The following is a 14,502-nucleotide window of genomic DNA, read 5'->3' on the forward strand; positions in this document are numbered from 1 at the left end:
CAAGTTGGCACTTAGTGTCAGCTTTGCGGGCTATTTTTATGTCATGGACAGCGATTCCTATTGATTCTAACCATAGAGAAGTAGACTACTAAACTTTGTAAGCCCTTTAACCGAAATATAAGAATATACATAAAGACGTTAGTATGGTTTGAGAGGAGTCTATCACGGCATGAAAAGAAAAATTTCAATATGGACGGCACTTATTCTAGCGGGAGAACTGGTACTTGGCGCAGGGTATCCTTCTATCGGAATCGGAATATCGGCAGTACATGCTGCAGCGGAGTTTGGCATATCAGTTTCACCAGCGCCTGGAGCAACCTATGTAAATATAGGATCATCTCTTAAACTAAGCTTCGATCGTCAAGTAAACCCACAGGCTGGAGAAATTACCATCACAGGTCAAGGTGATAGTACACCTTTTGTGACGATTCCTATTGGTAGTTCTGGCTTAATTGGTAGTTCAAAAGAATACGAGCTTAAGTTAGGGCCAAACCAACAATTCACTCCGAATAAGGCATACACGGTCACAATTCCCAAAGGATTGTTCAAAGATAATGAGGGTAATGAATCAGGACTTACTTCATGGGCATTTACCACCGCTCCTGAGAGTAATACGGCTATCACGGCAGGCAACTTTACACCGGCTAGTAATGCAAGAGTGGATGCCGGGAGTTTAAAGGAACTTAGTCTGACACTAAATAAGCAGCTGTTAAAAGGTGGAGGCTCTATCCGAATCCTGTCCTCAGCAGATAATACAACAGTGCAAGAGTTCAAAATTAAAGATGATGACACTAGAGTTAACGTTCTGACTGATGCTAACTCTACTACAGTTAAATTAACGTTGGAGAAAGCATTGGCAGCCGGAGGGAATTACTATGTTCTTATTGATGCCTACGCTTTTAAGGATGTTGATAATCGAACGTTTTCTGGTATTTCTAGCGGGAATGTGTGGAGCTTTTCTACGAAAGGTGTAGCTGAAATTCCAATGACGCCATCACCGGCTAACGGTGCAGGTGGTATATCTACTAGAGGAGCGCTACAGCTCACTTTTGACCGTCCTATGATGCCTGCATCTGGTGTAATTACAGTATCGCCAGGAGCGACTAACGATGCTAGAACGAGATGGCTTAATGTGAACTCCCCAGCCGTTACTGGAGGAAGTAGCAGAACCATAACATTGAATCCAGCTTCAACAGCTTCACCGCTGCTAAACGGCACGCAATATACGGTTACGATCCCCCAAGGTGCTTTTTATGATCAAGATGGAAATGTATTTCCTGCCTCGGGTCCGTACATTTGGACATTCACAACAGTATCTTTGACTGGACTCAGCGTAAGCGCATTGAATCCATCTGACCGAAGTGAATCTATAGCTAACAACAGATCCTTTTCGATCGTATTTAATCGGGATGTGAATTACAACAGCGCAGTGGCCAATGGTGTAGCTCTTTTCAAAAGTGGAGGATCTCAGGTGCCAGTTACCGTCAACCGGAGCACCACTTCAGCCAAAGAATATATCATCACACCGTCTGCAGCGTTAGATAGTGATTCAACCTATTACATTGATATCGCCAAAGGAGCTTTTGTAGACGCAAGTGATGCTAACGTTTTATATGACGGGTTAAGTGGTAAAAATTCATGGAGCTTTAAGACCTTGTCTCTGGACAAAACAGCTCCACAGCTCACATCTGCACAGCTTGAGAATAACCGAACCATTCGTCTGAAATATAATGAGTCTCTCAATTCATCCATCGCACTGTTGATCTCAAGCTTTGGTGTTACGGTGAATGACGAGAATCGAGCGATTGAAAGCGTCTATATTCAGGGAGACAGCGCTTATCTGGTGCTGAGTACAGGAGTTGCTGTTGGGCAGATTGTGAAGGTCAGCTATAATGGCGGGCTGCGGACGATTCAGGATCCAAGCGGAAATGCAGCGAGCACCTTTAGCGCTAAACAGATCACGAACTCCATCGAGTCCTCCATGCCGACCCCTAAAGACGGGAGAATCACGGGGAGATCCGTAGTATTAAATTTTAACGACACATTAAAGTATGCTTCCTCTTACGCATATAACCAGTTTCTGGTGACTTCAGATGGAGGCTCACTTGGGGTCACTTCGATAAGTTCCAGTGGTAATACAGTTTATTTAACATTGAGCAGTGAAGCATCAAATGGTCAGAACGTTCGGGTGTCCTACTATGCAGGTTCGTATCCTTTGCAAAATTCTTTTGGACAAAACATTGCGGATTTTACTGATTTCAATATCCGTAACAGTAATGATACGATTCCGCCAGTGTTCCAAAGTGCAACCGGAGGCGGCACTAAAATCGTTCTGAACTATAATGAAGGTTTGTCTACAACCACTCTCCCACTGAATAGCCAATTCTCTGTGTTAGTGGGCAGCACGCCTAATTATGTGACGAATGTATCGGTCAGCGGCACTCAGGTCACTTTAACGCTTCAGACTGCGTTGACGGTTAATCAGAACGTGACCATATCTTATGTACCGGGTTCTACCGGACTGAGTGATCTGAATGGGAACCGTGCGGCGTATATTAACCTGCAGCCTGTAGATGTTACGGCGAACAGTGGCACTACCATTCCGGAGATTAATTCAGCTACAGTTTCAGGTGATGAGCTGACAGTTACTTTTGCAAAAAATATGCAAGCATCCGGTTCTCTCTACAGCAATCAATTTGGAGTTAGGGCGGATGGAAGCAGCGTGGGAATACAATCCTACTATATCTCAGGCAATACTCTAAAAATAACATTATCCTCGGTTGTGAAGACCGGACAAACTGTCGACCTGTCCTATATGTCCGGTAACGGTATGATTAAGGATTTGAGTGGGAATATACTGTCCTCATTCTCTGCATTATCCGTTCAGAATCTAACCGGCGTGACCACCGGATCTGGAAGTCGTCCATCTTATCTAGGAACACTTGCAACGAGTGAGTTTGGAAAAGAGTACGCACTACTAAAGAGCGATTCTTCACAAATTGTGGATGACCGTTCTTTATACAATCAATCTGTAAAAAGATATACTATAAACGCAGATCGAATCGCTGCTAGTTATGAATATCTGTATAAGATGAACAATGATATATTGGCCTTTGAGGTTCCTTCTACGGAGCAAGCGGCTTTTGTGGCGGTTCCGCTAAAACCTTTGCTTGATGCGGTGAATCGTAATAAAAATACTAAGTTCATGATTCGTCATGGAGACAACCTATATAGCGTAGGGCTCGATGATATTGATATGAATGGACTTGCGAGCAGCTTGATCTCGGACAGTAAAAATATTTCGCTCGTGTTTCGCTTAGATAAAGTTCCAGCAGGCACATTTACACCTTTTGAGCAAAAGCTACAAACGATGGGGATGCGAACCATTACTAGTCTTATGGATGTCCGGGTGACGGCGATCGTAAGCGGCAATTATTCGAATGCCAAGGCACTGACTGTACCAGGAGAATATACTGTACGTACTACTTCTTCGTTAAATAGTGCACAGACATCTGCAGCCAGACTAGACCTTTCCTATTACGATGCGGCTTATCTACCCACAAAAATCAGTACGGTAGGTAACTATACGATTATCCGTGCACGTACCGCTGGTAATCAGGTGTTAGGGACCTTCTTGTCCACTCGAGGCTTCACGGATATGAGCAAGCATTGGAGTAATACGATCGTAGCCGAGCTTAGCGCTAAGAATATTATCGATAGCAGCTACGGTAGTGCATTTAATCCGGAGAAAAAAATTACCCGTGCTGAGTTTGCCGTAATGCTTAGTCGGGGTCTAGGTTTGCTAGGAGATCGTGAGACCGCACAACGCTTCCGAGATGTGCAGCCTTCTACACAAACTGGAGACTACATTGGCGCAGCGGCTAAAGCTGGTATTATTACTGGAAATACGGATGGTACATTCCGTCCGAATAACAATATAACACGTGAGCAGATGGCAATTATGATGATCCGTGCGATGGAATATACCAATCATCCTATTACGCTAAGTGGCACCTCTGCCTCAACACTTGCAAGATTTAAGGATAAATCGAAAATTCAGAATCAAAGCGCTGAGTTTGTCGCAAAGGCAGTGCAATCAGGGATAATATTGGGCATGACAGCAAGTGAATTTGGACCTCAAGGGAATGCCACCCGTGCTCAAGCTGCTGTGATGCTGCAGCGGATGCTGAAGCAGGCAGAATTCTTGTAAACTATTCTTGCAAACAACGGAACAATTGGTAGAGCCCGGTAAATATGCCGGGCTTTTTTTTGTCTTTTAAATATGACAGTTTTGACTCTATAAAGCTTAAAATCTCTCAATTTCGCAACTTTTTGGCTTATTTTCAGTCTATTAAAAGAGTACTAGAAAAATAGGAACCAGTTTCCAGACTTTGATACGGACTGAAAGAGTACAAAAGAGATGGGAGAGTTACGTTGAAATGAATGAAGTTTTCATGGAGAAGAAGAGTAGCGAGGTTGTACGGGGAATAAAATTATCTTCCACTAAAAAGTGGATTGCTGCTTCATTGGCTGGTGTGTTATGGATTATGCCGGTAATCGGTAGTGAAGGTATGATGTTGTTTGGTCAGGCCTCTGCGCCAATCGCGGCTGCAGCCACAGCTCCTTTTAAAGTAAGTAAGCTGGGAGAAGAAGTGATTACTTCGGGCGCTATAATGATGAAATATAAATATACTACTACACGTTCTGGTGCGAGTGCTTCTGGGCTTGCGGATGTTATCCGAGTTGACCTCAACAATCCATATGTTTCTTTGGATGTCATGACTGGTAAAGGTGGAAACCTGACTACGCGGCAAAGTACTGGTGGCATGGCTAAGGAAACTGGGGCCGTGGCCGCAGTAAATGGCGATTATTTTAATACAGGCGGTGAGGGTGCTCCGATCGGTGGACAAGTGTCTGGTGGAGTACTAGTATCTACCCCTTCACAATTGAATGGAATGTATGCCTTTGCAGTGACAAAAGATCGCAAGCCTATTATTGATGAGTTCAGCTTTGAGGGGATGGTAACCGCGCCAGATGGCGCACAGTTTGAGATCTCAGGTATCAATAAAGGTGCTTATAGTCCTGAAGGCGGAAGCTCGACTTATAGTCATGCTAATGCCATGTATATCTATACAGATGTATGGACTGCACTCGACCGTCCTAAAAATAGCTCTACCACTCCAACAGAGGTACTTGTTGAGAATGGTGTAGTTACTCAAATATCAGAAAATACTGCACTCCCTATGGCGGTTCCAAAGGGAGCTTATATTTTGCGGGCACATGGCTTGGCGGCACGGTATGTTACTGCCCACTTGCAGGTAGGACAACCTGTAACAAGTGTGTATAACCTGAAATCCAAGACTACACAGCAATCACTGGATCCTGCGAATCTGCAAACAATGATCGGTGGACATACGATTCTCGTAAATAACGGAAAAGCGGCAACGTTCTCTCGTTCTACTAGTAGCATTGGCGGTTATCGTGCACGTACGGCTTTAGGATACTCTCAGGATGGACGTTATGTATATATCATAGCTGCTGAGAAAAATGGCAATAGTTCTGGAATGTCTCTAACTGAATTGCAATCCTTTATGACGAATATTGGCGTTTGGAAAGGTCTTAATCTCGATGGAGGCGGCTCTACAACGATGGTAGACCGGCCCCTCGGCGAAACCTCGACTACACTCACTTTTAATACAGAGTATGGCACAGAGCAACGCAGCATCGTTAACGGGCTGGGTGTCTACACTAACGCACCTCAAGGTGAAGTGAAAGGGATCAAAATTAGCGGAAGCTCCGTCCTATTGGTCGGGCAAAAGGCATCGTATTCTTTAAAAGGTTATGACACTTACTACAACCCTATTGATGTAGCAGCAGGTAATCCTTCTTGGGTATCAAGCGGAGGAAGCGCAACTGTAAGTGCAGGAGAAGTAACGGCAGTGAAGCCAGGTACTGTTACCTTAACGGCTAAAAGCGGGGCAGCAAGCGCCTCTACAACCGTTACAGTTCTGGGTGGCGATGATCTATCCAGCATGAGTGTAGGTACAGCTACAGCGCCACTGACAGCTGGAACTACTGTGTCTGTCCCTGTTACGGCAGCTACGAAGAGTGGAGCAACTATTAATGTTCCAGATTCAGCCCTGAAGTGGGAGTTTGTAGGCTTTAAGGGAGCCGTGCAAGATGGCAAGCTTACTGTAAACGCTGTGGATCCAGGGGTTACTACAGGTTACGCTATTGCTCGTTATGATGGATTTAGTGCAGTGGTTGTATTATCAACAGCAGCGGCTACAACATGGGAAGATTTCGAGAATGTGAGCTATCCAATCAACTTTACTACCAATGTCCCAGCGGTACAGGGCACTGCAACAATAGTGGATGGAACGGCTGAAAGAGTAGGCTCCAAGGTGCTGTCACTCAGTTATGATATGACGGCTGGTAGCGGTAAAATGTATGCTTATGCTCAGCTTAATGGTACAAGTGGAAAAACAGTTCCAGCGCTTGCAACTTCGATGTCGGTTGATGTGATGGGCGATATGAGCTTGAATTGGCTACGGGCTGAATTTGTAGACAATAGCGGAGCTACAGCCTATGTGGATCTGGCTAAGGTTATCGATTGGAACGGCTGGAAGAACATTAATATTGACTTGTCAGGCCTAGGAATCAAATTCCCAGCTACCCTGAAGAGACTTTATGTAGTTAATGTAGAGGAAGGCCAAGACGAACGGGCGAAGACGGGTACAGTTGCCGTTGATAATATCACCTTTACAATGCCTTCACTTTCTAGTGATGCAGGATTACCAAAAGGTACAGCTTCAATGAGCATTGGCTCGAAGGCAATGACCGTAAACGGAACAAAGAAAGCTATTGATGTAGCTCCAATCGTAAAAGATGGCAGTACTTATGTACCAATTCGGTATGTACTGGATGCCTTTGGAGGCAGTGCTACTTGGGATCAGGTGAATAAGAAGATCATGGTATTGCGAGGAGCAAAAGCACTGGATCTCACCGTAAACAAAAAGGAATTCTTGCTGAATGGTAAACGAAAGAGCGCTGAAGTAGCACCAATTATTTTACAAGGTAGGACTTTAGTACCGCTAAGACTAGTTTCTGAACAGCTAGGATTAACTGTAAAATGGGAACAGAAAACGAAGACCGTAACTATTGAATCGTGATATGTTAATATAAAGGGAAACCTTTATAACGATTCGATAGAAAAGGGGCAAGCATCCGTGGAATTTCAAACCGATGCGATTGATCGCGTCATTAAAAATACCATCGACGTGATGGAGAGCAGCAAGTATCAGATTTTTGAAATATTGCAGGTTGCTCGCGATGAACTTGCTGCACTTAATAAAGAACTGCAGCGGGTCATGGACGAAACGGATGAGACATTGAAAAAAGTAGACAAGCTGGAGCTGCAGTATCACCGCTCCAGAATCCGGCTGACAGAGGTCAGCCGGGACTTTGTCCGCTACTCAGAGAAGGATATCCGTATTGCCTATGAGAAGGCTACGGAGCTACAGCTCGAACTCATGATGACGCGTGAGAGAGAGGTCTATCTTCGATCAAGACGTGATGAACTACAAATGCGAGTGCGCAGTGTCGAAAATTCTGTAGAGCGTGCAGAGTCGATTGGTTCGCAAATGAGCGTAGTGCTCGAATATTTGTCCGGAGAATTAGGACAAGTGACGAGAATTGTCGAATCTGCGAAGAACAGACAGATGATAGGACTTAAGATAATCCTGGCTCAAGAAGAGGAACGGAAGAGAATTGCCCGGGAAATTCATGATGGTCCTGCTCAAATGCTGGCTAATCTAGTCCTTAGGACGGAAATTGTAGAAAGAATGCTGGTAAAGCAGGAATTTGGGCTGGTGCAGGACGAAGTATTAGATTTGAAAGGGCAGGTTCGATACAGCCTGGAAGAAATGCGTAAGGTCATCTTTAATTTACGACCGATGGCTCTCGATGATTTGGGATTAATTCCGACTTTGCGGAAATATGTGCATGATTTTGAGGAGAAGACGAAGCTGAGGACGACCTTGGAAACGAGAGGTCAGGAACATCGACTATCTTCAGCCATGGAGGCAGCGGTATACCGACTTGTACAGGAAGCTTTGTCTAATGCAGCTAAACATGCCTACCCGAGTTTCGTATTGGTAGAGATTACTTACCAAGCGCAGTTAATTAAGATTGTGATTAAGGATAATGGATTAGGTTTTAATGTACAGAAATTAAAGAATCCGCAGGGCAATCGTGAAAGCTTCGGGCTAGTAGGTATGCGGGAACGTGTAGAGCTGCTTGAAGGCAGAATGGAAATCATTTCAGCCGAGAATCAGGGGACAACAATCGTGATCCACATTCCGACGAACGTGGAGAAAGGGAAGGAGTAATGTGATGGAGAACTTAAACTCTACTAAAACGCCCATTAAAGTTCTTTTGGCGGATGATCATCAGCTTTTTCGTGAAGGGCTGAAACGTATTTTGAATATGGAGGAGGATATCGAAGTCATCGGTGAATGTGGTGACGGTATCCAAGTTTTAGAGTTCTGTAACGGAACTAAACCAGACATCGTACTAATGGATATTAATATGCCTATTGAGAATGGTGTGGAGGCCACTCAAAAACTGCGGGAAATGTTCCCGGAGGTTAAGGTTATTATTTTATCGATCCATGATGATGAGAGTTATGTGTTTGAAACCCTTCGTAAGGGCGCTAATGGTTACTTATTGAAGGATATGGAGGCTGAATCCCTTATTAATGCGATTCGTTCGGTTTGCGAGGGCCACGCTTTTATCCATCCAAAGGTTACCGGAAAGCTAATCAATCAATTGCGGCGCATGACTTACCTTAATGAGACTGGAGTAGCTGCAGATACAGTAGTGAAGGAAGCCGGTGTTAAATTTGTGGCCGGTGACAACAATCCTCTAACACGTCGTGAAGCGGAAGTACTACGCCTAATGGCGGAAGGTAAGAGTAACAAAATGATCGGTGAGTATTTGTTTATTAGTGAAAAAACAGTGAAGAACCACGTGAGTAGTATTTTGCAAAAAATGGAAGTTGATGATCGTACTCAGGCTGTAATCAACTCGATCAAATATGGTTGGGTAACCTTATAACAATGTCTTAAGATTTACGTTACATATAGGAATGAAATCAAGGAGAGCACAGCTTGTTTCTTTAAAATATAAGAAAGTATAAGTTTCACACCATACTTTATGTCTTATATTTCTCGCTTAAACGCTTACCGTCCTTGCAAGGACGCCGAAGGCGTTTATGCTTGATAGGAACGCTGGGCAGTCACCGACCTTTTAAAGCCGGCATATAGTGTTGGTATACAGAGGAGGTGCATCTCCATGGTAGCCCAGTTGATATGGATTGCGGCTGTTTATGTATCCGCTGCAGTGATTATTCATATGCTGCATAATCGGCAGAAGGTGCGGCAGACACCGCAGTCCGTGAAATGGATTCATTATATTCTCATTACCCGCAATCATGCATCTGTTGTGGAATGGTACATTCGGGCGCTGACATTTCAAGCTTTTTTAACCGGAAAACGATTTCGAGTAACGTTCATGGATGATGACTCGAGCGATGGAACTCTTGGGATTGTTTCCAGGATGGCTGATAGTGGCTGCTCTATCGATCTTGCAACATCTATGTATACTTTTCAGGTGAGTGAGGAAGAGTTGCAGCAACAAGGGATTGTAGTAGACTTGCGGTTGTCAGGGCAGTCTGTTTCGTTGCCTTTTATGGGGATGGCAGGAAGTAGGGGATGCGAATCAAAGCGCGACAGATCTTAAGTAAATATGTGAGTAACGGGTGAAGCACACTCTCCAAGAAATGGGGGAGTGTGCTTTTTGCGTTTGCGGCTGGACTTCAGTGAATATTTGGTTTTTAACTGCTGTTGTTGTAATAATCACTCGATTAATCCACTGAGTGTAGTTGTGATTCGGTTAGTTTTTTTTGGAATTCCTGCCCAGAGTACAACATTCTCTTTGTAATTTCGGGTAATTTCCAAAATTATTGTATAAAAGGCAGCATCCCCCTCCCTCTAAGCGGATTTGAAGGAACTTTCTTGTATTTCATACAACAATCATCCTGGATACTCAGGTATTAGGATTAAAAGCTGTAATATGTACAACATTTTCAATAATGGCGAGAGGTGAGCGAAATTCATGCGAGTTGCTGCATATGCTGTGAGCTGCAGGGAGAACTGGGAGGTCTGGATCTCTTTAGATCTTGCAGTGGATAGATGGTGGTGGTCTGGCGCTGGACCGGAGAGCATAGCTGGGGGCTTAGTAGCGATGGACAAGCTGGTTATATTATCTTCTGCATTACCGCTGGGGTGGGCGGTGAAGCTGCGCGATCGTTTTAAACAAAGAAGCGGAATGAGGAACTGGGGGGCTAAAGAGTGGGGGCAACTCGTGAGCATTGTCCTTGAGCCTGAGTTGAAGGAGGAGAGGGGAGCAGGAGGAATAGGGAAGGAAGAGTGCCTTAGTGAGGGGGGTTCGTTTTGGCCGTCTTATAAAACAGGTTCGGTGATAGAACAGGGTAAGAGGAATAATGAAAGATGGAGTTGTTTCGAAGGTGATGATTTGGATTTTGACATGCTCGAATCGGAGGCAGAACAATTATTTTGGGCTGTGGCCGGCCGGTCTTTACTGCAGCCGGAAATGGAAGCGCTGCTGGCAGAAGTATTGCCAGAGCTAGGGGGTTCCTGGCGCCAGGCGGCACAACTGGCGCATCTGCAGGGGCGGCTGGCACTTACAGCCGCCGTAGGTTGTGATGCCCCGGCTGCGCACGGGGCGTGGGCCCGCCAGCTCCCTGCGGGTGCTGGCGCTCTGGCGCGTGCGGCGGCTAGCCTGCCGCACGTGTTGTGGCGCGGCGCTGTCGCCCGCCGCGCGGTTTCGCGCTGCCTGCGCTGCGGCAGCGCCCCGACCGGCCGCACGGCATGCGCCGCGTGCGGCCTTATGGGCTGCGCCTATTGCGAGGCCTGCCTCGCACTCGGGCGCAGCCGGGCTTGCGCGCTGCTGCTGCGCAGCGCAGCGCTTCCGGCCGTGCGATGCACGGCCGCCCTTGACCCCACCGCAGCCGCAGGCCGGTGGGGGTTAAGCCCAGCGCAGGCGGGAGCCGCTGGCGCTGCGCTGGGTTTTCTGGCGGAGCCGCGCGAGCGCTCCGCCAAACCGTGCCCAGAGCGGTTCCTGCTCTGGGCGGTGACGGGAGCCGGGAAGACGGAGATGATCTTCCCGCTCCTAGAGGCGGTGCTCGCCGCCGGTGGGCGGGCGCTCGTAGCGACGCCGCGGCGCGACGTCGTACTCGAGCTCGCGCCGCGGCTCGCCCGGGCTTTCCCGGCGGAGACTCTCGCCGTGCTTTACGGCGGCAGCGCAGAACGCTGGGTGTATGGTCGCTTAACGCTCGCGACCACCCATCAGCTGCTGCGCTTCCATCAAGGCTTTGATCTCGTTATCATCGACGAGCTGGATGCTTACCCCTACCATAATGATCCCATGTTGGCTTATGCCGCCGAACAAGCCTGTAAGGTAGATGGTTCTTTTATCTACTTATCAGCCACACCACCTCAAGAAATGCAGCGATTGGTCCGCTCAGGCAGGCTTCCACACGCCAGAGTGCCAGTCCGCTTCCATGGTCATCCCTTGCCTGTGCCGCAGCATCTGACCATGTTATCAGTCCAAACCTGCCTGAAGCGCGGAAGTTTACCAAAATCGCTTATACATACGCTTCGTAAGTCGCTGGAGCGCGAGGCGCAAATCTTTTGTTTTGTGTCTCGTATTGCACATATTGAAGGATTGCTGGTTCTGCTTCGTCGGCGCTTTCCCGGCGTAGTCATCGAGGGGACTTCCTCCAAAGACTCATTCCGGGCAGAGAAGGTAACTGCTTTCCGCAGTCGCGCTATCTCCCTATTAGTAACCACTACAATTCTGGAACGTGGAGTTACAGTGCCACGCAGCGATGTATTTATTTTGGATGCGGACAGCGAGCTTTTTGACGAAGCCTCATTGGTTCAGATGGCGGGGCGTGCCGGGCGATCTAAGGATGATCCTGCTGGGCGTGTTGTATTTGCCTCTCCCCAGTGGACCCGATCACAGCGTAGAGCGATCTCCCAGATCCGTACTATGAATATTATCGCTCGCCGAAAAGGCTATATTAGCAAGGAGACGTCGAGATGAGCGCTATGTTCTCATGGTTAAGCAAATTTCAGTCCCTCTTGTCCCCCTCTGTAACTTCATGTTTAACCTGCGGAAAGCGCAAACTTGGATCCTCACAATTTCCAGGAGTTTGTAGGATATGCGTAGAATCCATTCCTTGGATACATTCCCCACGCTGCTTGAAATGTGGTCGGCATGTGGGCTGTCCTGACTGTACCCGCAGCGCGGAACCGTCACCGATTATTTGTAACCGGAGTGCAGTAGCCTACACTAGTGTTATGAGAGAATGGCTGGGTCAGTATAAATATCGCGGAAATGAAAGATATGCCCCTTTACTTGGCCTCATGTTGGACAGAGCTTATTTAAATCTGAAAAAAGAGAACCAGAGTGCTCTTTTATCCCAGAAACCATCCATAATCCATCGCCCTTGGTCTGCTGATTTATTAGTTCCAGTGCCTGTCAGTGCTTCTCGGCTTATGGAGCGAGGTTTTAATCAAGCGGAAAGATTGGCTGATGTGCTGTCTAGACATAGGAAGGTTCCACAGCTTCCGCTGCTGATTCGCACACACCATACGGGAAAACAGAGCTTTAAGAGTCGAGCGGAGCGACTAGCAGATATGAAACACGCTTTTGCAGAGAATCCGGCAGTAGCAACACAATTTACGGATTGGATGAAAAGGGAGGTACCTCAAAATCGTCCTGTTCGGATTATCATTGTCGATGATATTTATACAACGGGCAGTACCATTCGCGCGTGCGCTGAGATAATACAACAAATGGGTTCAGATTATGGTTTTGTGGTAGAAGTCTATAGCTTAACTTGGGCACGTTCCTAAGAGGAGCGAAATGCATGATTGTGAACAGCCTATTCGTTTTTTGAAGTGATCCATGCGCTTAATAGCGTTTCTTCCGTCCCATAGACGAATTCCCTGCAATCATGTAATCTAGGAGAATAAGGATATTATGCATTGTACAGAATGTACGGAGAGGAGCGGCTGCTTGTTATGAATCTAGACAATTGTCCAAGGTGCGGCCGGTTGTTTGTTAAGAATCTTATGGGTTTGTGCCAGCCCTGCATCAAAGAGCTGGAGCATGAATATGAGACCTGCGTGAATTATTTGCGGGAAAACAAAGGAACCAACATTCAAGAGCTGTCCGATGCTACGGGAATTTCGATTAAGGAGATCACCCGCTTTATTCGAGAAGGTCGGATATCTATAGCTAATGCTCCTAATATGATGTATCCCTGCGAGGTGTGTGGAACACTGATTCGTGATGGGCATATGTGTGATAGCTGTCGTACTCGGCTTAGGAAGGATCTCTCTAGTGCCGCCAAGGAAAGTACTGCCGAGGATACTACCAAAAAGACAACAGACGGCGCATATCGCGCCATAGATAAACTGCGTGGCCTATAAAATCTGCAAAAAAACGTTTGCAGCTATAAAGAATGTTTCAGTCTACGCCGATAAACTTAGTAAAGATTATCGGCTTTTTTATATTAGAAGGAAGGTGAAGTTATGAAAATTAACGAGACCGGACGAATTAACGCGATTAATCCGTATCAACGCAGCGCCGATGCGCAAAGGCAGGAACAAATGAAGAAAAGTACACGCAAAGATGAGGTTTCGATCTCTGATGAAGCAATTCAGCTCTTGCAAGCACAGAACTCTGGCAATGATGCTGAACGTGCACTTAAGATCGACAGTTTGAAGCAACAGGTCTCCGCAGGTACCTATCAAGTAGATGCAGCTAAGCTAGCAGAGAAACTCGCCCCTTATTTTAAGCAATCCTCCGAGAATTAGGTGAAACCATCCATGGCATTGACAACATTAATAGAACTATTGGAGCGGCTGGACGAAGTACATAACCAAATGCTGGAGCTGGCCGCTGAGAAAAAACAGACGATTATGGACAACAAGGTGGATGCATTAATCGACATCCTGAACCGTGAGTCCAAGCTAATGAAGCTGATTGGACAGCTCGAGGAGCAGCGAATCGCGGCTGCATATACCGTTTTGCAAGGTGTAGGTATTCGTTCCAACCTGAACCTGAACCTAACTGAGCTGTCCAGGCTTATATTTGACCCTGAAGACAAGGCACGACTGCTGCATATTCAGCAGAAGCTTTCTGGCACTTTGCACCGCTTGAAAGAAGCAAATGAGCTTAATCAGAAGCTGATAGAGCAGTCGCTTACTTTTATAGATTATTCTTTGGATCTGCTGGTCGGAAGACCGAATCAGGAGATTACTTATCATCATCCGTCCGATAAGGGCAATAGCGTAAATCGGCCGGGCATTTTTGATGCACGCGGATAGAATTGTACTGATGAAGTGT

General features: G+C 46.4%; 11 protein-coding genes. All 11 read left to right on the forward strand.

Features of this window, described 5'->3' with window-relative positions; genetic code table 11:
- Window positions 1–169 precede the first annotated feature (169 nt).
- The 11 genes from NSS67_RS04820 to NSS67_RS04870 all read left to right on the forward strand — a co-directional run bounded on the left by NSS67_RS04820 (window position 170) and on the right by NSS67_RS04870 (window position 14,483).
- Window positions 170–4,210: an Ig-like domain-containing protein gene (locus tag NSS67_RS04820; protein WP_339318568.1), complete on the forward strand. Its 4,041-nt coding sequence runs from the start codon at window positions 170–172 to the stop codon at window positions 4,208–4,210.
- Between the two features lie 229 nt (window positions 4,211–4,439).
- Window positions 4,440–7,172 (forward strand): stalk domain-containing protein, encoded by a 2,733-nt coding sequence (locus NSS67_RS04825; RefSeq protein ID WP_339318569.1) that lies wholly within the window; start codon window positions 4,440–4,442, stop codon window positions 7,170–7,172.
- Window positions 7,173–7,229: 57 nt separating this feature from the next.
- Window positions 7,230–8,390 (forward strand): histidine kinase, encoded by a 1,161-nt coding sequence (locus NSS67_RS04830; RefSeq protein ID WP_339318570.1) that lies wholly within the window; start codon window positions 7,230–7,232, stop codon window positions 8,388–8,390.
- Window positions 8,391–8,394: 4 nt separating this feature from the next.
- The gene (locus NSS67_RS04835; RefSeq protein WP_042131342.1) at window positions 8,395–9,117 is read left to right on the forward strand and encodes a response regulator transcription factor; all 723 of its coding nucleotides are present in this window, start codon (window positions 8,395–8,397) and stop codon (window positions 9,115–9,117) included.
- A 237-nt stretch (window positions 9,118–9,354) separates the two neighbouring features.
- Window positions 9,355–9,801 carry a glycosyltransferase family A protein gene (locus tag NSS67_RS04840; protein WP_339318571.1) on the forward strand — a complete coding sequence of 149 codons (447 nt, stop codon included), beginning with the start codon at window positions 9,355–9,357 and terminating at the stop codon, window positions 9,799–9,801.
- Between the two features lie 452 nt (window positions 9,802–10,253).
- The gene (locus NSS67_RS04845) at window positions 10,254–10,376 is read left to right on the forward strand and encodes a hypothetical protein (RefSeq protein ID WP_339320760.1); all 123 of its coding nucleotides are present in this window, start codon (window positions 10,254–10,256) and stop codon (window positions 10,374–10,376) included.
- A gap of 595 nt (window positions 10,377–10,971) precedes the next feature.
- Complete coding sequence (locus NSS67_RS04850) at window positions 10,972–12,189, forward strand: helicase-related protein (RefSeq protein ID WP_339320502.1); 1,218 nt, start codon at window positions 10,972–10,974, stop codon at window positions 12,187–12,189.
- A gap of 257 nt (window positions 12,190–12,446) precedes the next feature.
- Window positions 12,447–13,004, forward strand: a complete 558-nt coding sequence (locus tag NSS67_RS04855; protein WP_339318572.1) for a ComF family protein — start codon at window positions 12,447–12,449, stop codon at window positions 13,002–13,004.
- 168 nt (window positions 13,005–13,172) lie between these two features.
- Window positions 13,173–13,583 carry a TIGR03826 family flagellar region protein gene (locus tag NSS67_RS04860; RefSeq protein ID WP_339318573.1) on the forward strand — a complete coding sequence of 137 codons (411 nt, stop codon included), beginning with the start codon at window positions 13,173–13,175 and terminating at the stop codon, window positions 13,581–13,583.
- Window positions 13,584–13,685: 102 nt separating this feature from the next.
- Complete coding sequence (gene flgM, locus NSS67_RS04865; protein WP_313639213.1) at window positions 13,686–13,970, forward strand: flagellar biosynthesis anti-sigma factor FlgM; 285 nt, start codon at window positions 13,686–13,688, stop codon at window positions 13,968–13,970.
- 12 nt (window positions 13,971–13,982) lie between these two features.
- The gene (locus tag NSS67_RS04870; protein WP_339318574.1) at window positions 13,983–14,483 is read left to right on the forward strand and encodes a flagellar protein FlgN; all 501 of its coding nucleotides are present in this window, start codon (window positions 13,983–13,985) and stop codon (window positions 14,481–14,483) included.
- The last annotated feature ends 19 nt before the right edge of the window (window positions 14,484–14,502 follow it).

This window comes from Paenibacillus sp. FSL R10-2734, assembly GCF_037963865.1.
In the GTDB taxonomy this organism is placed as follows: Bacteria; Bacillota; Bacilli; order Paenibacillales; family Paenibacillaceae; genus Paenibacillus_AQ.

Bases quoted from the DNA above. Each gene is read 5' to 3' on its own strand.
- NSS67_RS04820 (WP_339318568.1), top strand. From the start codon at position 170: ATGAAAAGAAAAATTTCAATATGGACGGCACTTATTCTAGCGGGAGAA.
- NSS67_RS04825 (WP_339318569.1), top strand. From the start codon at position 4,440: ATGAATGAAGTTTTCATGGAGAAGAAGAGTAGCGAGGTTGTACGGGGA.
- NSS67_RS04835 (WP_042131342.1), top strand. From the start codon at position 8,395: ATGGAGAACTTAAACTCTACTAAAACGCCCATTAAAGTTCTTTTGGCG.
- NSS67_RS04840 (WP_339318571.1), top strand. From the start codon at position 9,355: ATGGTAGCCCAGTTGATATGGATTGCGGCTGTTTATGTATCCGCTGCA.
- NSS67_RS04845 (WP_339320760.1), top strand. From the start codon at position 10,254: ATGGTGGTGGTCTGGCGCTGGACCGGAGAGCATAGCTGGGGGCTTAGT.
- NSS67_RS04850 (WP_339320502.1), top strand. From the start codon at position 10,972: ATGGGCTGCGCCTATTGCGAGGCCTGCCTCGCACTCGGGCGCAGCCGG.
- NSS67_RS04855 (WP_339318572.1), top strand. From the start codon at position 12,447: ATGAGAGAATGGCTGGGTCAGTATAAATATCGCGGAAATGAAAGATAT.
- NSS67_RS04860 (WP_339318573.1), top strand. From the start codon at position 13,173: ATGAATCTAGACAATTGTCCAAGGTGCGGCCGGTTGTTTGTTAAGAAT.
- flgM (WP_313639213.1), top strand. From the start codon at position 13,686: ATGAAAATTAACGAGACCGGACGAATTAACGCGATTAATCCGTATCAA.
- NSS67_RS04870 (WP_339318574.1), top strand. From the start codon at position 13,983: ATGGCATTGACAACATTAATAGAACTATTGGAGCGGCTGGACGAAGTA.